The organism is Clostridium sp. Marseille-Q2269 (assembly GCF_943736985.1).
In the GTDB taxonomy this organism is placed as follows: domain Bacteria; phylum Bacillota; class Clostridia; order Clostridiales; family Clostridiaceae; genus Clostridium_F.
The window spans coordinates 13,419-31,060 of sequence record NZ_CALSFS010000003.1; the positions used below are offsets into that span (position 1 = coordinate 13,419).

Here is a 17,642-nt window from a genome sequence, read left to right on the forward strand (position 1 = left end):
TTGGAGATATAAATATGGAAGATAAAAACTTGATTCATAATGTAAAAAAATATGCTTCTAAAAATCCTTGGCAAAGGGTAACATTGGCTAGATTAAAAGAAAGACCTACAGCTTTAGATTATATAAATATAATATTTGATGATTTTATAGAATTACACGGAGATAGATCCTTTAGAGATGATGAATCTATAGTATGTGGTATAGGATTATTAAATAATAGAAGTGTAACAATAGTTGCGCAACAAAAGGGTAAAAATACAAAAGATAATATAAAAAGAAATTTTGGTATGCCTAAGCCTGAAGGGTATAGAAAAGCTTTAAGAATAATGAAACAAGCAGAAAAATTTAAAAGGCCAATTGTGTGTTTTATAGATACACCTGGAGCATTTTGTGGTATAGATGCAGAAGAGAGAGGACAAGGAGAAGCAATAGCAAGAAATCTATTAGAAATGGCTAGACTAAAGACTATAACTTTATCCATATTCATAGGAGAAGGCGGAAGTGGTGGAGCATTGGCTTTAGGTGTGGCAGATAGGGTTATTATGTTAGAAAACTCCATATATTCTATACTATCACCAGAAGGTTTTGCTAGTATATTATGGAAAGATGCATCTAAAGCAAAAGAAGCAGCAGAAGTTATGAAAATTACAGCAGAGGATTTAAAAGAATTTAGTATAATAGATAAAATTATAAAGGAACCAGCAGGGGGAGCACATAAAAACTTAAATAAAATGGCAGAAACTATAAGAAAAAATATTATAGATGAAATAAATGTATTAAAAGAAGATTCTATGAATAAGATTTTAGAAAAAAGATATAACAAATTTAGAAATATGGGAGTATTTAGTGAATAATCACTAAATACTTTTTTTAAAATATTAAGTTAATTGAATCTTCAATATATTAATGATAAAATCAGAGTTAACTCTAAATTATTAAATTAGAAAGAAGGTAGGCATACTAATGAATATAAAGGCATTATTTACTTATGATTATGGTAGAGAAAATATGAAAAAAATAGAGGATTTAGGTTATGATATAACTATAATAAATGAAAAGAAAATGCAATATGAAAATCACTTAGAAGATACAGAAGTTTTAGTTTGTTACAATCCTTTTAGTACTTTAGATATATCTCTTATGAAAAATTTAAAATGGATACAGCTTTCCAGTACAGGTGTAGATCAAGTGCCTAAAGAAGTTGTTTTAAATAATAATATTATAGTCACTAATAACAGTGGGGGATATTCTATACCAATAGCAGAATGGATTGTGCTAAAGACATTAGAACTTTTAAAAAACAGTAAGAAATTTTATGAAAAACAACAGAAGAATGTTTGGAAAGTAGATAACAGTTTATTAGAATTATATGGTAAAACTGTAGGTTTTATAGGCACTGGAAATATTGCCAAGGAAGCAGCTAAGAGATTTTCAGCATTTGAGGTTAATATATTAGGGGTTAATACCAAGGGAAGAGATGTGGAGTATTTTAACAAATGTTATCCTAAAGATAGTATGAAAGAAATGGTTTCGGAGTGTGATGTTTTAGTTGTAAGCATACCTTATACAAAGGAAACAGAAAATTTAGTAGATAAAAATATATTAAATAGTATGAAAGAGGGAGCATTATTTATAAATATATCAAGAGGAACTATTGTGGATGAAAAGAAACTTATAGAAATTTTAAAATCAGGAAAAATAAATGGAGCAGCATTAGATGTATTTGAAAAAGAGCCTTTAGATAAAGAAAATCCTATATGGTTATTAGATAATGTTATAATAACTCCCCATAATTCTTGGATTTCAGAAAAAAGACATATTAGAAGATTTGATGTAATATATAAAAATTTAAAAAATTATAAAGAACAACTACAATTGAATAATGTTGTTAATATGAATAGGGGTTATTAAAATTTAAAGGTATAAACTAAGGTGATTTTATGAATAAAAGAAAACTTTCAATATTTTATGAAGTAGCAGAAAAACTTAATATGACAGAGGTAGCAGAAAAATTATATATCAGTCAACCAGCAGTTAGTCAAACTATATTAGAGTTAGAAAATGAACTAGGAGTAAAATTATTTGATAGAATAAACAGAAGATTATATTTAACAAATGAGGGAGAAATTTTTTTAAATTATGTAAGAAGAATTTTAAATATGTATGATGATGCTATAAGAAGTCTTAAGGATATGGACAGTCTAAAAACAGGAAAGCTTAAAATAGGAGCTAGTACTACTATAGGTATATATATTTTGCCAGATATAATAGGTAAGTTTACAAAGGAATATAAGGGTATAGATACATGTATAGCTATAGAAAATACTAAACTGATAAGTGATATGATATTAGATAATAGTATTGATTTTGCTTTTGTAGAGGGTCCTGTGTATAATGAAGAAATTATAAAAGAAGACTTTTGTAATGATGAGTTAGTTTTTATAACTAGTCCAGAGCATCCTTGGAGTAATAAAAGTAACATAAGTATAAATGAAATAAATAAAGAAAAAATAATAATGAGGGAAAAGGGAAGTGGTACAAGAGAAGTCTTTGAAAGTTATATGACAGCCAATAATGTAAATTATAATATAGCTTTTGAATTAGGGAATACGGAAGCTATTAAGAAAGCTGTAGAAGCTGGATTAGGTATATCATGTATATCTAAAAGATGTATTAAAAATGAAATAAGTAATGGCATATTATCGTGGACAAAGCTAAAAGAATTTGAAATAAAAAGAAAACTTATTCTTATATATCATAAAGATAAGTTTTTATCCATTTTATTAAAAACTTTTATAAAGTTTGCCTTTAAAAATATATAAAAAAAGAGCTTCATGCTCTTTTTTATATATTTTTAAGGTAAAAGTTTATTCATATCTAGAAGCCCAGCTCCTTGAACCCATTTAGAAAAAGGTAAGAGAGTACAAGATACTTTCATTAAAGATAATATATCTTCAAATTTAAGTTCACTATTGTTTTCAAATAATAAGCTACAAACCCCACTTATATATGCAGCAGCACAAGAAGTTCCAGTAAAATTAGTATAGGCTTCTTCCAGAGGCTTAGGGTATATTTTTCTACCCATTTTTTCAGAGATGTAATTGATATTAGAATTTAATGAACATATATTCACAGATGCTGCAGCTAAATCAGGTTTTTCTATATTTGAAAAAGGACCAGAAGAGGAGTAGATGTATGGTTTTTTTTCAAAGGATGTAGTATCTATTCCTCCTACAGTTATACAAGATTTTAAAGTTGCAATTCCTTTTATAGAACCTTCATTATTTCCGTTGTGACCTGCAGGTACAACAATTACTATGTTATTATTTAAAGCTATTTTAAAAATTTTAGAAAATAGGTCTAATATTTTATGATTAATATAAGGAATCTCAAATGGAAGACAAATAATTTTAACATTAAATTCTTCTTTCATATTAATTAAATTTTCAATTCCAAATAGTATGTCAGATATAAAACCTTTTCCTAGTTTATCAAAAGCTTTAACTACGCATAAATGACTTTTAGGGGAAATACCTTTATAAAGGCCATCTGATAAAGAGCCATTACCAGATATAATACCAGATATAAATGTGCCATGGCCATTATCATCATAAGGATAGGTATATTCATTTATTAAGTCTAAAAATTTCTTTATTCTATTGGTAGGATTAATTAAATCAGTATGAGGATATACACCTGTATCTATAATTCCTATTCCAATGTTTTGTCCTGTAAGAGAATATCTTTGTGATATAGTTACATTATTAGATGCAGATACACTGTTTGCACATATATAAGCATAGGGATCTAAACATATATATAATACTTGAGGATACTCCAAAAGTCGTTCAATAGCCTTAGGAGATACCTGAGCAGAAATACAATTACATGAAATTATAGATCTTATTACTTTGCCTTTGTGTAATTTAACTTTTTTTTCAATATCTTTTTGAAGGTTTGTACAAATAATAAGAACTCTATAATTTTTATAATATTTATTTTTAATAGCTATTTTTAAAATTTCTTCTATCTTACTTTTAAAAGAAAACATAAAAACTCCTAATTAAAATGATCACATATATATTATAGTAGTGACACTATGATATTGTTACTATATTTAAATTATATTTCTGTAAAAATTATTTACTACTTTTATGTATATAAAAATAATCTAAGCAAAAATCAAAGAAGGCTTTAGCAGTAGGAGTGAGAGTTCTTTTAGAACATATTGCTAAGTAGAGGCTTCTTTTCAAAGTTAGATCTGTTATTTTGCTTTTTTTGATAGAGTTTAATCCTAGATACCCATTATAAACCTTTTCAGAAATTACAGATACTCCAACACCTGTTTTTACAAATTGAAAAATTGTATCTAGATTATTTACTTCACAACAGATTTCTAGGTTAGATGGATCAATACCAGATTTTTTCAAACCGATTTCAAAAGTTTTTCGTGTTGCTGAAGATTTTTTCCTAAGTACAAATTTATATTTTAGTATATCTTCTGTAGTTATTTCATCAGGAATATTTAGGCTAGGATTAGATATTAAAACTAAATTATCTTCTACTAGTTTATATGTTTTTATTTTATCATCACCTATTAGATCTCCAATAATACCAATTTCTGAGTTAAAGTTTAATAAATTTTCTATTACTTCTCCAGAACTTTGTTCCAGTATATTAAAAGATACTTCTGGAAATTTATTTTCAAAACCTTTAACTAGACTTGGTATTATTGTATTACAAGGAGTACTACTAGCTGTTAAAGTTAATTTGCCACACACATTATTATTAAAATTAGATAAGCAACATACTGCTTTATCACGAGCATTTAGAATTTCTAATGCATATTTTAAGAAGGAATTACCAGCAGGAGTTAATAAAACTTCTTTAGAAGTTCTATCGAAAAGTTGTACACTAAGCTCTTTTTCTAAAGTAGCTATATGAGAACTTATAGCAGGCTGTGATAAAAATACAGAATTAGCTGCCTTAGAGAAACTTTTATATTTAGCTACACTTATAAAAGCTTCTATTTGTTTAAAATCCATTTAGTTACCTCCCAAATTGATATAACGTTATATTTATTATAACAATTTGTAATATTAAAGTAAAAGCAAATAAAACATTCCTATAGATTATTTATTTTATTTAATATTAGTAAGCTATACTAAAGGTATTATTTATATAAGTTATAACAATGATAAAGATTTCTTATAGTGTACAATATTTTAACCTTTACATTTAAATATAATTATACCAGCTAGCATCACTATAACTCCTATAATTTTATGAGGAGTAAATTTTACAATTTCTGAATTAAAAAAACCAAAAGCATCTATTATGCCTGCAGAGGTAAGTTGAGATACTAATATTATACCTATAGCACAAGTAGGACCTAAAGATCCAATTCCTTTCATTACAGTATAAATTATAATGACACCCAAGGCTCCACCTAATAAATATAATTTATTTGCATTTTTTATATTTTTAAAATTACCATCTCCCAATAACATCCAGATTATAATAGTTATTATAAATCCAGTTCCTTGAACAAAGGTATTTGTTTCCCACATACCTATTTTATCTCCTAGACGAGTATTAAAAACTCCTTGCAAAGTCATAGCTAGACCAGATATTATTGAGTATATTATTCCCATCATATATAAAACCTCCTTTGCTTTAGTAGGTTTTCCTATAAGGGAAGGTATTATTATATAAAAAAATTGGATAATAAGTTACATTTTACTTATTATCCATTTAAAGCTTTTAATATCCATTATTTTGTCTGTCGTGATTTGTATTATTTTTTTCCACATAAGCTTCTTCTATATCTTTTTGGGAGAAGCCTAAATTGATTCCTAAATATAGAAAATCTTCGAATAAAGTAATATAGTGATCCTTAGAGGAACAGATCATAAAATCATTTATATCTATATAAAGATTTAAAAATTGCTCAGTTAAATTATAATCTAGATTTTTCCTCTGTAGAGTTAAATCATCAAAGTTTTGCTCTAAACCTAAAGTTAAAATAAAATGAAGACAATCTACATATTCCTCAAGTATAGTAGATCTATTTGAAGGTAATTTGACACTCCAATATTTAAAACATTTAGTTTCATTAGCTAATTCAGCTAGTTCTACCTGTAAAGCTAGTATCTTTTCACTTAAAAGGGACTTACCTTCTAGAGAATGATTTTTTGTTATATGTTCATCTAGATTTTTTTGAAGTTCAAATAACTTTTTTAAATTCATATAAAAAGGCCGCCTTTCCCTAATTTTTTAAAAGTATTAAAAAACATAAAAAAGTCATATATATATTCTATCTAAAATCATTGAAATTTAAAAGAAGGTGGAATCGGTTACATAATTTTTTTTTTTGTAAAATTACTAAATATTTTTAATTTTATAGATTAATTATGTTGTAATAAATAATAATGAATATTTATAGTATAGGGCATGATTATAATTTTATTTAATAAATCAACATATAATAAGAAAAAAATGATATTATTCATATAATAGTGCTACATTATATTTTGGGAGGATTTTATGATAATAGATACTCATATACATGAAAGTAAATATTCATTAGATAGTGAAATATCTTTAGAACAGATAGTAAAGAGAGCAAAACAAATAGGGTTAGATGGAGTCTGTATTACAGACCATGAAAGTAATGAGATTATGGAGGAAGCACATGCTTATTCAAAATCTACTGGATTTTTGATACTTGTTGGTGCTGAAATACTTACATATGAAGGAGATATATTAGCATTTGGACTAAAAGATTTACCTAAAGAAAAAATGCATGCTAAAGATTTATTTAAAATAGTGTATGATAATGATGGAGTAGCTATTAGTGCACATCCTTATAGAAATAATAATAGAGGGATGGGTAATTATATAAGAGAAGCAAAGGCATTAGGCTTGTGTGGAGTTGAAGCTTTTAATGGTAGTACAGAGCCTCATCAAAATTTATTAGCATATTCTCTAGCTACTGAGCTAAATCTTCCATGTATAGGTTCTAGTGATGCTCATGTTATAGAAAATGTGGGTAAGTATGCTACTGTATTTCCAAACGGAATAAGAAATGAAAGAGATCTAATACAGGCAATAAAAGATAATAATGTTTGCCCTGCTATGTATGATAATGGAAAATATAAGTATATAGATATATACAATAAGGTAATTAACAATTTAGACAGTAAAATTTATAAAATAATGTAATATATTATAAAATTAATTCTATAATATAAATAAAAAGCTATCTTTACAATAAATAGATTTGAAGTAGAATATATATAAAATAAATCTATTTATTTAGAGATAGCTTGTTTTTATATTATATATAGACATAAAAGGTGAAGTATTATCTGTTTTATATTAATTTTATATGTTAAAATAACTTTTCTATATTTGAAAAAGCATTTGACCAGGATTTCATCTTTATAGATTTTTCTAGTTTAGAGTCCATTATTAGATTATTTTTAATTTGTTCTTCTATAGCTAAAGCAATACTACATTCAAAGTTAGGTATTGATTCTGGAGATATGGTGTCTATAGTATTTAGCTTTGGAATAGGAACATATTTTATAATACCACTATTATTGATTGTTTCTCCCATCCATTCTTTTATACCAGGAAGATCTGTGCAAACTATTTTAAGTCCACAGGCCATTGCTTCTATTAATACTAAGGGCAATCCTTCGTATAGAGAAGGCAGCACTAATATGTCACATTGTCTAAATAAATCAGATAAATTTTTTTGACAAAGAGAGCCTAAAACATTAATAGAAAAATTTGAGGAATTATTTTTACATAAATTCATTATGTTTATGGTTTCATCTCCAGCTCCAGAACCGGCCAAATAAAGTTCTATATTCTTTACATATTTTTTAATTAGTTTAATTGAATTAATTAAAAAAGGAACCCCTTTAGAATAGCTCAATTTACCGGCATAAACTATTTTAATTGCATGGGAATTATTTTTAGTTTTATCCATATAAAAAGTATCTGGGTTAAAACCAGTACCAGCAATATGTATTTTATCTTTATTTATTTTATATGATTGTATAACTTGTTGTTTTTCATCGCTATGAGATACTATTATAGTATCTAAATGTTTACAATTACTTATTACATAATTTAATATTTCTTTTGAAACAAATTTAGTGCTATGTTTAAAGAATTGTAGTTGTCTTAAATCTGTTCCATGACAAAAAGTTATAATTTTTTTATAGGGATATAACTCTTTAACTAAAGCCGTTAAAATCCATAGATGATGGCATATTATTATGTCTGGATTAAAATTTTCAATAGCAGTTCTTATAGCCAAAGAGAAATGAGCTTTCCAATTTTCTAGCATGTCTATAGACAGATCTTTATATGGGGTACTATCATAAGGCATAACATCACTCATTCCAACAATAGGAAAAGGTAATTTTGAGGTTTCAAATATTATAGGAAAAAATGAAATAGGATTTTTTGAAGAAAAACTTACTTCTTTATGTTTTGAAGATATACCAGCTATTACAGCCTGGGTATAACCTTTTTTATCAGCTTCTTTAATAAGAGCTTGAAGATACATACCACTGCCGGTTTTATCAGGCCTTTGAGCCAATATATTTAGTATTTTTTTCATTGAAACCCTCCTAGAATTATTATTAATTTAAATATGTCAAAATACATGTATATTCTACAACATATTACCATTAATATTTAATAAAATAAAGAGTATAAAGATTAACACTTTATACTCTAAAAAAATTATTTTACTTCTGGTACAGAAGGTGGATTATTTTTCCTTTTTTTAATCTGCCCTTTGTTATTTTCATCTTGAGAGGGTCTTTTCATTCCTTTTTTAGCCATTTTGAACCTCCTTTAGTTAATATAATAATATCTTTAATCAAAAGAGGTTTTTTAATACAAAATAAAATAAATTTTATATTTTTTCTGTAGAATTAAATCTTTTACTAGCAACGTACATAGCTAGTATATTCATAACAATACCTATATATATGGAGGTTATTCCATTAAATCCAATAACTATCCATAAAATACTAGATAAAGGACCTGCTAATACACAATAAAAACCTGCCTTAATGTTAATTTTATCTTTAAAAAATAATGCACATACCGTTGGTATAAAAATAGGTGTAGCTCTAAATATCATAGATAAGAAACCCCAATCTAATATCATAGAGTTGGTATTATTTATAACTATTATTAGAGTAAAAATACCTATTATTAGAATACATATTCTTAAATATAAAATTTCTTTTTTGTCTTCTAGTTTTTTCTTTGATATAGTTGGTATAATATCTTTTACCATCATAGTGGCTATGCCTAAGGCTAATCCTGCTCCAGTAGCTATTGAAGATATAAGAACAGTGGCTATAGATATACCTGCCAAAATAGGGTGAAGATAATTAATTAAAAATAAAGGAAAAGCTTCATTAGGATTTATATTTGGAAAGTGAATTTTCATGTACATCCCTATAAATGTACACACAATACCAACTGGAAATATTAAAAAAGCTACCCACAAAGAGCTTATCTTAGAAGTCCTAGAATTTTTTCCTGCCATAATAGATTGAAAGTAAGTTTGGGTAGACAATATGCCCAGTATTGTAGAAAATCCTAAGGCTAAATCTTCAAAAACACCGTCACTAAATATATTAAACCAAGGATTTTTAGGAAAGTGGTTAAAAACTTCTGTAGTTCCATTTAATAAAAATATTAATATAATTCCGCATATTATACTTGTACCATATAAAAGTATGGTTTTAACAGCTCCTACCATAGTACTTCCCCAAAAACCTCCAAAAATTATATAAAACACTAATAAAAAGATTACTATTATAGAAGTTATTTTTACATCTATATTAAATATAGACGTAAAAAGAGGAGTACAGGCTAATACCTGGCCATTTATATGGATGAACATTCCTAAGGAAAGCAATAAACTAGATCCAGTTCTTGCCTTTATTCCATAAGTATTTCCTATAATACCAGGTAATGTAGTTATATTATCCTTACCCACTTGGTTAGAATATATAAGTCCTAACAAAATACTAGCAATACATAAGCCTAGTATGAACCATATAGCAGAAATACCATGTTTGTATGCCATCTGTGCAGTACCTACAGTGGAAGCACCACCTATTATAGATCCCATAAGCATACTAGTTACTCCTAATATACCTAATTTATTGTTTGCATTTATGAAATCCTTTGCTGTTTTTACTTTTAACTTCCCAATATATCCAGCAACTCCAGTTAAAATTAATGTTGCAATTATGCTTATTATAAGCAAGATCTCATCCCCTTTAAAATGTCTATTAATATTATTATACCAATAAAACACAATTGTGGTTTTATTTCAGATATGATAATTTAATTCATTATTTAAGTATTGATATATATTTATAATTAAAACTTATTTAAAGAGTACATTTTAGAAACACATATGGCTATAAATTTAAAATGAAAAGGAGAAATACTCTATTTAAATATTTCTCATTTTCATTGTCGTTATTTATTAAAACTTTAATCTAAAAGCTTTATTTAATATTAAATATTTCTATGCTCCTATACAATATACCTGTTAAATAGGAGATAAGTATACCATAATTAGTTATAGGTATATTCTTTTCTTTACATAGCTTAAGTTTAGAATCCATAGTTCTTTTATTTACCATACAAGCACCACAATGAATTACTAAATCATACTTATCCACATTCTGTGGAAAATCTCCCCCCATTTTAAATTCATAATGTAATTTTTTATCCACATGTGAATTAATCATGTTGGGTATTTTAATTCTACCTATGTCTTCATGAGAATAATTATGTGTACAACTTTCTGATATAAGTATTTTAGAATTCTCATCTAAAGTTTCTATAGCTTTAGTTCCTTCCACAAAAGTTTTTAAGTCACTTTTATAATTAGCAAATAAAATTGAAAAACTTGTGAGCTTTATATTAGCAGGAACAATTTTAGATACTTTTTTAAAGGCTTGAGAATCTGTTACAACTAAATCTATGTTTTTTATATCATTTAATGCAGATTCTAATTCCGTATCTCTTACCACATAACTTTTTATACCATGGTCTAAACAATCTCGTATTAATTGAACTTGTGGTAATATTAATCTACCCTTTGGTGCCTCAGAATCTATAGGAACTACCATAACTACTTTACTGTTATAAGGAAGTAATTTCCCTATAATAGTATCATCTTCTTTAACTTCATTTAATTTTTGTATTAAAATATCTTTTAAATTAAGTATGCTATTAACGTCATTTGATGAAACAAATACACAGTCTTTTATTAATTTTTCTATTTCATATAGTTTATTTTTATCCACAGTGTCTATTTTAGTTACAACTGTTATATAAGAGATATTTTGTTTCTTAAATTTATCTGTAGTGTTTTTATAAAGTTCTATATCAATATCCTCAGCTGACATAACATATATAGCAAAATCTGTTTTTAAGAAAGTATTTAAGGTTTTCTCAACCCTTGCTTTCCCCAGTTCTGAGTTATCTTCTAATCCAGCAGTATCTATAAATAAAACTGGACCTAAAGGTATAAGTTCCATAGCTTTACTTACAGGGTCAGTTGTAGTTCCCTCTATAGGAGATACAATAGATATATCTTGACCTATTACTGCATTCATTAAAGAAGATTTCCCAGAATTAGTTTTACCAACAAGAGTTATATGAATTCTATTAGCATTAGGTGTAGTATTCATAAATCCTCCTAAAAAAACAGGTCTCTTTCCCCATTTTTTATTTTTTGTATATTTTCAATAACTGTATTTTTAATATCTTCTCTTTGAATTTTATTTATTTCTTCTTTTATTAATTTTTCTCCTTTTTCTTTTAATTCATCATCACCATAGTCTAGTAAAAATTCCATTAAAGTCATTATGGCGTTAGGTTGACATACATATTGAATATTTCCAGACTTAGCAAGGCTCATAAATCTATCACCAGTTCTGCCTTTTCTATAACAACCTGTGCAATAACTTGGAATATGGCCATCATCAATTAATTCTTTTAACACCTGTAAGTGACTTCTATGGTCTTCAATTATAAATTGGTTAGTATTTTTACCTTCTTCTCCTGCTTTATACCCACCAACTCCGGCACAAGAACCAGCGCTTACTTGAGAAACACCATATTCAATAACTTCTTTTCTCATTTCTGCACTTTCTCTAGTGGATAATATTATACCAGTAAATGGCACAGCTATTCTTAATATAGTTACTATTTGTTTAAATGATTCATCATCAACTAAATAAGGAAATTTTTCAATATCCATTCCTTCAGCTTTTTTCAATCTAGGTACAGATATAGTATGGAATCCTACACCAAATTGTTTTTCTAACTCTTCATTGTGAATCATTAGGGATAAGACTTCAAATTTATAATTATATAATCCAAAAAGAACTCCAGCACCTACATCATTTATACCGCCTTCCATAGCTCTATGAAATGAAGTTAAATGATATTCGTAATCTCCTTTTGTACACTTAGGATGCATTTTTTCATAAGTAGGTTTATGATAAGTTTCTTGGAATAATATATAAGTTCCTATTTTAGCATCTTTTAACTTTTTATAATTTTCAACAGTGGTAGCTGCAATATTAACATTGATTCTTCTAATATTTCCATTTTCATTTTGGGTATCATATATAGTTTTTATGCTTTCTAATACGTAATCTATAGGGCAGTTTACAGGATCTTCCCCAGCTTCTAGAGCTAATCTTTTATGACCCATTTTTTCAAGAATTCTAACTTCAGTTTTAATCTCTTCTTGAGTTAGTTTTCTTCTATTAAATCCATTACAACTTTTGTAACCGCAGTATACGCAATTATTAACACAATAGTCACTAATATATAAAGGTGCAAATAAAACAATTCTATTACCATATATAGATTTCTTTATATCTCCAGCTATTTTAAACATTCTAGATAATAATTTTTCATCTTTTATTTGGAGAAGTACAGCTATGTCTTTATGAGTTAACTTCTCCTTACTACAGGCTTTATCTAAAACCTTTTCCACATCTTCATTTGTAGCATTTTCAGCTTCTTTTAGTAAATTTTCTATATAATCATGATTTATAAACATTTATATTCGCCTCCATAAAATATTGTCTCCTCTAGTTAAATCTAGAGAAAAACCAGCATTATTAATTCTATTTTCTATACATTTTCTACATTCCGCAGCTTCATCACCGGTACAAATTTTATTGTCATATAACATATATTTATTTCTAACATTGCTAGGGGATAAATTTGGCATAACTACATTGGCACCGGCCTTTAATCCTTCCTCACGCCCAAGGGGACTTATTGTTCCTAGAGCTGTAGTTGCTGGTAATAAAGCTTCAGGTAAAATTAATCTTATAATAGATAATAATGTAGTTGTATTTTCTAAAGTTCCAGCAGCTTCATTTTTAAGAACAGTATCTTTATGAGGAATAAAGGGGCCTATACCAACCATATGAGGTTTTAAATCTTTTAGAAACACCAAATCTTTTACATAATCTTCATTAGTTTGGCCTGGAAGTCCTACCATAAATCCAGCACCAACTTGATAACCTATTTCTTTTAAATTAATTAAGCATTGTTGTCTATTTTCAAAGTTCATATCGGGGTGAAGCTTCTGGTATAAATTTTTACAAGCAGTTTCATGTCTTAAAAGATATCTATCAGCTCCTGCATCATAAAATTTTTTGTAGGTATGGTAACTTTTTTCACCAATAGATAATGTTACAGCACAATCCGGAAATAAACTTTTTATGGATTTTATAATGTCAACAATTTTATCATCTGTATAGTAGGGATCTTCGCCACCTTGAAGTACAAAAGTTCTATAGTCTAAATAATATCCTTTTTGACAGCAACTAAGTATATCTTCTTTAGATAATCTATATCTTTCAGCATTATTATTTTTATATGATATACCACAATACAGACAATTATTTTTACAGTAGTTTGTAAATTCTATTAGTCCTCTTAAGTACACTTTATTGCCATAGTACTTTAATGTAGTTTCATGGGCTTTGGATGTGAGATATTTCTTGCTGTCTTTATCAATATTGTTGAGTAAATAAATAAGTTTTTCAGGTGAAGCGCTATTTTTTTTATATAATTCATCAATAATGTTTTTTAACTTATTTTCCATATTTATATCTCTTTCTTTGATATAGATGTTTTTACATATACATTTTCTATGTTTCCTAATTTACCTGTAAGACTATTAATTTGATCTAGAGTACCAGTTACAGTAATAGATATTACAGATACACCTTCTTCTTCAAAGGGGATACCCATTCTTCCTCTTATAATACCTTTAAAATTAGATATTATTTCGTTAAATTTTTGTTGGCAACTTTTGGGCTCTTCTAATATAGCGCTAATAACAGCAATTTTTTTCATAAGATACCTCCTTTTATACATGGTAATTTATAATTATTAAAAAGACAGCCATTAATAAATATAAATATTAGTTATAAGATTTTACTTGGAGTTAATTTATTACAAAATAAAAAACTTTCCCAAAGGGAAAGTTAAACATCCAAATAAAAGGTATATCATACCTATATTTAATATATAACGTTCCTTTCAATTTAGATCAATCTGTATTGTTAGGAAATGTATATGTTATAGAACAAATAATTAAAGATACTTCTCTAATTATTTGAACTAAAATTGACTTAATTCTACTTTATTTGACTTAATTCTACTTCAGGAAAGAAGGTTTGTCAATGAATTTATAAATAGGTAATTTATAATATTATTATATCTTTACAACCATTTTTTAATGCTATATTTTTTAGATTTTCCATATATTCATTTGTGGGAGTTTTTGATTTAATTTTTTCTTTTCTTACTCCCATAGGTCTATATTTTATAAGCTTATATCTTATATTAGGATTTAAGAAAGATATAAGTTTACTTATTTCAAATACATTTTTTTCATTATCTAGAATATCTGGAACTATAACAGTTCTTATTTCATATAATTTGTTTATACTAGCTAAATATTTAGCATTTTTAAGAACCATATGGTTATTTCTTTTAGTAAGCATTTTGTGTTCTTCATTATCAAAGGATTTTATATCTAGCATGGCCATATCCATTAGTTGCGTAAGTTTAGGATTTTTAGAAAAATCTAAAGAGCCATTAGTATCAACAAAAATAGTTAGATCTAAAAGTTTAATTTTTTCAAATAGATCTATTAAAAAATCTTTTTGAAGGGTACATTCTCCACCAGATACAGTTATACCAGATATAAAAGGTTTATTTTTTAATATTTCTTTTATAATTTCTCCTACGCTCATATGTTTATTTCTTGGTCCACAGTGATTTTTGCATTTTTCTAAGCATAAACCACAATTTTTGCATTTACTTTCGTGCCATTTTATAGAATTACCTAAAAATTCTACAGCATTATGAGGACAAACAAAAGCACAAGTGCCGCACCCTTTACAAGTATTGATAGTTTCAGGGTTATGGCAATACTTGCAATCAAAATTACACCCTTGAAAAAATATAGAGGTCCTGTTTCCAGGACCATCTACAGAGCTAAAAGGAATTATTTTATTGACTAATCCTTTAAGCATCATCTCTTACCTTTCTTTGTAGAATTCTAGAATTTTTAACTGCCCCTAATCCTAAAGCTACTGTGTCTTGAAGAACTTGCTTGCCTTCATCCAATTTTTTTATATCAGATAATTTAACAAGATAACCTGTTATTCTAATTACATCACTATCAGATGAGTAAAGAGAAAAATATCTCATTCCTGAATTAAAAGCTCCATTTATTATATCTAATATAGATTCAGGATTTTTCTTTGAGGTAGATTCAAATGGGAATATATCACCTATACCAGATGGAAAATATTTATGAAATTTAGCACTTTGAAGTAGGTGAGTAGGTAAATCCGGTTCTTCACCAATAGGAATTCTACAACCAGGACTTGTTCCGTTATCTGTTTCTATACCTACTTGAGCATGTAGTAAAAAGTGACCATCTGTAATAGAACAATATTTGTTTATTTTACTATTCACTATATTGTACATTTCTTCTATTATTTTCATTCCTAATTCATTAGCCATTTCATTATGACCAAATTTATCTTTCAATTCATTAGCTTTTAATAAATGATTAACGCATTCAGCTAATCCAAACATACCAAACATAGCTGTAAATCTATCTTTATATATTAAGTTTTCACGTACTAAAAAGCTACTTTCAAAGAAATTACTTTCTTCTACTATAAAATTTATTCTTTTATCTATATATCTATTCATTTTTTCCATAACATCCGGTAATATATTATTCAAGAAATCTTCTACAGAGTTAGCTTTTTTAGCAGCATTATAAAGATTAAGTCTTACAAGAGTAAAGCTACCACCCCCTATATAGAGGCCATTATAGCAACTAGCTATACAATAGTCATGAAAAGGAAAATCCTTTGAAAATATTTCATGATTTGCAAAACTAGGTTTAGCCGTAACTAAAGCTGTCTTTATAGAATCTATAGCAAATTCTTTTGAAGTTTCTTTTCCATATTTTAAGGTTATATTTGGTATAGCAGTTTGTAACTCTCTTTGCGCTTTTAATATAAGCTTTCCCGCTTTAGTTTCCTTAGGGCCTATATTACTATGACAGAAGGAATCTGTTATAGTTCTATCTATATGAAGTAAAAATAATTTAATTGCTTTGTAAGCTTCTTTTTCATCTTGTACAAAAGGATCTAAAAGAGTATCAATATTTCCTATATACACAGGCATAGAAGTTATAGAAGGAACGTGTTTATATAAAACAAGTAAATTATTTGTAGCTTCCCAAATATCCTTTGGAGGATCTAACTTAAGAAATTCACTACCCTGTTTCATAAATTTCTCGTAATCAGGACAAATATATCTAGGTCTATAAGGTGCATTACCTTCATTTAAATCACATATAGTTCCATCATCCCTTAATTCTTGAATATCTGAAGGAAGATTTAACACGTTTAGTGAATTTTCAGATTCACGAGCAAGAGATAAAACCTTTTGTTCATAGGTTAAAGTCTTATTTTTTATTATATCTAAAATGTTACTCAAAACTTCCATCTCCTAACAAAAATTTTAATATATTAATTTAATTTTATATTCAATAATCAAATTATGCAAATGTTTACTTTTTACAAATTATATAAAATTTTAAAAAGTATGATTATAGTTAATTTAAAATGTATTTTCATTATTAATTATATATTTTAGTTTTTTTTATAAGTATAGTTAGTATTTTTTTGATAGATTTTATAGGTGGTGATTTGGATATCAGTATAATAAAGAATTATATCTTTATTACTATATCATTATAAATATTGAATTAATCATCATTAATGTATTCAATTTGATATATTTATAAAAAAGTACTTGGAATAGTAATAGCTATATTCTACAATATTGCTATAAGTAAAACAATATTGACTAAGATAGGAGATGAATCACCTAAAGCTAGGCCAAGAAAAAAACTAGAGGATATAGTACACTATGAAATATGGTAAGAACTTATTTTAAAAATAGAAAATATCATTAATCTTCAAATGTAGCAATAATATATTTTTATCACA

Annotated in this window: 16 protein-coding genes; 4 read left to right on the top strand and 12 right to left on the bottom strand. The window is 26.8% G+C overall.

The genetic code is table 11. The features are described from left to right. The first annotated feature begins 14 nt into the window (after positions 1-14). From NGI68_RS06085 to NGI68_RS06095, 3 genes are all read left to right on the top strand, one after another. Positions 15-854: an acetyl-CoA carboxylase carboxyltransferase subunit alpha gene (locus tag NGI68_RS06085; RefSeq protein WP_251860611.1), complete on the top strand. Its 840-nt coding sequence runs from the start codon at positions 15-17 to the stop codon at positions 852-854. 109 nt (positions 855-963) lie between these two features. Then, positions 964-1,911 (top strand): phosphoglycerate dehydrogenase, encoded by a 948-nt coding sequence (locus NGI68_RS06090; RefSeq protein ID WP_251860612.1) that lies wholly within the window; start codon positions 964-966, stop codon positions 1,909-1,911. A 29-nt stretch (positions 1,912-1,940) separates the two neighbouring features. After that, positions 1,941-2,822, top strand: a complete 882-nt coding sequence (locus NGI68_RS06095) for a LysR family transcriptional regulator (protein ID WP_251860613.1) — start codon at positions 1,941-1,943, stop codon at positions 2,820-2,822. 32 nt (positions 2,823-2,854) lie between these two features. Here NGI68_RS06095 and NGI68_RS06100 read toward each other — a convergent pair whose 3' ends face one another. The 4 genes from NGI68_RS06100 to NGI68_RS06115 all read right to left on the bottom strand — a co-directional run bounded on the left by NGI68_RS06100 (position 2,855) and on the right by NGI68_RS06115 (position 6,249). Further along, entirely contained in the window at positions 2,855-4,051 is a 1,197-nt protein-coding gene (locus NGI68_RS06100) for a S8 family serine peptidase (RefSeq protein ID WP_251860614.1), read from the bottom strand. 88 nt (positions 4,052-4,139) lie between these two features. Further along, entirely contained in the window at positions 4,140-5,045 is a 906-nt protein-coding gene (locus NGI68_RS06105; protein ID WP_251860615.1) for a selenium metabolism-associated LysR family transcriptional regulator, read from the bottom strand. Between the two features lie 180 nt (positions 5,046-5,225). Further along, complete coding sequence (locus NGI68_RS06110; RefSeq protein WP_251860616.1) at positions 5,226-5,657, bottom strand: DMT family transporter; 432 nt, start codon at positions 5,655-5,657, stop codon at positions 5,226-5,228. A 106-nt stretch (positions 5,658-5,763) separates the two neighbouring features. Continuing rightward, a complete protein-coding gene (locus tag NGI68_RS06115; protein ID WP_251860617.1) occupies positions 5,764-6,249 on the bottom strand; it encodes a dUTP diphosphatase in 486 nt (161 codons plus the stop codon). Between the two features lie 297 nt (positions 6,250-6,546). Between NGI68_RS06115 and NGI68_RS06120 the strand changes: the two genes are divergently transcribed. After that, positions 6,547-7,224, top strand: coding sequence for a PHP-associated domain-containing protein (locus NGI68_RS06120; protein WP_251860618.1), 678 nt, complete (start codon positions 6,547-6,549; stop codon positions 7,222-7,224). 169 nt (positions 7,225-7,393) lie between these two features. Here the strand turns inward: NGI68_RS06120 and NGI68_RS06125 are convergent, their stop codons facing one another. From NGI68_RS06125 to NGI68_RS06160, 8 genes are all read right to left on the bottom strand, one after another. Next, positions 7,394-8,638 (bottom strand): glycosyltransferase family 4 protein, encoded by a 1,245-nt coding sequence (locus tag NGI68_RS06125; protein WP_251860619.1) that lies wholly within the window; start codon positions 8,636-8,638, stop codon positions 7,394-7,396. Positions 8,639-8,938: 300 nt separating this feature from the next. Then, positions 8,939-10,312 (bottom strand): sodium:solute symporter family protein, encoded by a 1,374-nt coding sequence (locus tag NGI68_RS06130; protein ID WP_251860620.1) that lies wholly within the window; start codon positions 10,310-10,312, stop codon positions 8,939-8,941. 247 nt (positions 10,313-10,559) lie between these two features. After that, positions 10,560-11,753 carry a [FeFe] hydrogenase H-cluster maturation GTPase HydF gene (gene hydF, locus NGI68_RS06135; protein ID WP_251860621.1) on the bottom strand — a complete coding sequence of 398 codons (1,194 nt, stop codon included), beginning with the start codon at positions 11,751-11,753 and terminating at the stop codon, positions 10,560-10,562. Positions 11,754-11,761: 8 nt separating this feature from the next. Next, a complete protein-coding gene (hydG, locus tag NGI68_RS06140) occupies positions 11,762-13,138 on the bottom strand; it encodes a [FeFe] hydrogenase H-cluster radical SAM maturase HydG (RefSeq protein WP_251860622.1) in 1,377 nt (458 codons plus the stop codon). Beyond that, entirely contained in the window at positions 13,139-14,197 is a 1,059-nt protein-coding gene (gene hydE, locus NGI68_RS06145) for a [FeFe] hydrogenase H-cluster radical SAM maturase HydE (RefSeq protein WP_251860623.1), read from the bottom strand. 2 nt (positions 14,198-14,199) lie between these two features. Next, positions 14,200-14,451, bottom strand: coding sequence for a TM1266 family iron-only hydrogenase system putative regulator (locus tag NGI68_RS06150; RefSeq protein WP_251860624.1), 252 nt, complete (start codon positions 14,449-14,451; stop codon positions 14,200-14,202). A 350-nt stretch (positions 14,452-14,801) separates the two neighbouring features. After that, on the bottom strand, positions 14,802-15,638 hold the full coding sequence (locus NGI68_RS06155) for a YjjW family glycine radical enzyme activase (RefSeq protein ID WP_251860828.1): 837 nt from the start codon (positions 15,636-15,638) through the stop codon (positions 14,802-14,804). Further along, positions 15,631-17,127 carry a YjjI family glycine radical enzyme gene (locus tag NGI68_RS06160; protein ID WP_251860625.1) on the bottom strand — a complete coding sequence of 499 codons (1,497 nt, stop codon included), beginning with the start codon at positions 17,125-17,127 and terminating at the stop codon, positions 15,631-15,633. The genes NGI68_RS06155 and NGI68_RS06160 overlap by 8 nt, the downstream gene beginning before the upstream one ends. Positions 17,128-17,642: the final 515 nt, after the last annotated feature.

What these genes read in the sequence shown, in the direction of transcription:
- NGI68_RS06085 (WP_251860611.1), top strand. Translation starts at nt 15, where the DNA reads ATGGAAGATAAAAACTTGATTCATAATGTAAAAAAATATGCTTCTAAA.
- NGI68_RS06090 (WP_251860612.1), top strand. Translation starts at nt 964, where the DNA reads ATGAATATAAAGGCATTATTTACTTATGATTATGGTAGAGAAAATATG.
- NGI68_RS06095 (WP_251860613.1), top strand. Translation starts at nt 1,941, where the DNA reads ATGAATAAAAGAAAACTTTCAATATTTTATGAAGTAGCAGAAAAACTT.
- NGI68_RS06100 (WP_251860614.1), bottom strand. Translation starts at nt 4,051, where the DNA reads ATGTTTTCTTTTAAAAGTAAGATAGAAGAAATTTTAAAAATAGCTATT.
- NGI68_RS06105 (WP_251860615.1), bottom strand. Translation starts at nt 5,045, where the DNA reads ATGGATTTTAAACAAATAGAAGCTTTTATAAGTGTAGCTAAATATAAA.
- NGI68_RS06110 (WP_251860616.1), bottom strand. Translation starts at nt 5,657, where the DNA reads ATGATGGGAATAATATACTCAATAATATCTGGTCTAGCTATGACTTTG.
- NGI68_RS06115 (WP_251860617.1), bottom strand. Translation starts at nt 6,249, where the DNA reads ATGAATTTAAAAAAGTTATTTGAACTTCAAAAAAATCTAGATGAACAT.
- NGI68_RS06120 (WP_251860618.1), top strand. Translation starts at nt 6,547, where the DNA reads ATGATAATAGATACTCATATACATGAAAGTAAATATTCATTAGATAGT.
- NGI68_RS06125 (WP_251860619.1), bottom strand. Translation starts at nt 8,638, where the DNA reads ATGAAAAAAATACTAAATATATTGGCTCAAAGGCCTGATAAAACCGGC.
- hydF (WP_251860621.1), bottom strand. Translation starts at nt 11,753, where the DNA reads ATGAATACTACACCTAATGCTAATAGAATTCATATAACTCTTGTTGGT.
- hydG (WP_251860622.1), bottom strand. Translation starts at nt 13,138, where the DNA reads ATGTTTATAAATCATGATTATATAGAAAATTTACTAAAAGAAGCTGAA.
- hydE (WP_251860623.1), bottom strand. Translation starts at nt 14,197, where the DNA reads ATGGAAAATAAGTTAAAAAACATTATTGATGAATTATATAAAAAAAAT.
- NGI68_RS06150 (WP_251860624.1), bottom strand. Translation starts at nt 14,451, where the DNA reads ATGAAAAAAATTGCTGTTATTAGCGCTATATTAGAAGAGCCCAAAAGT.
- NGI68_RS06155 (WP_251860828.1), bottom strand. Translation starts at nt 15,638, where the DNA reads ATGCTTAAAGGATTAGTCAATAAAATAATTCCTTTTAGCTCTGTAGAT.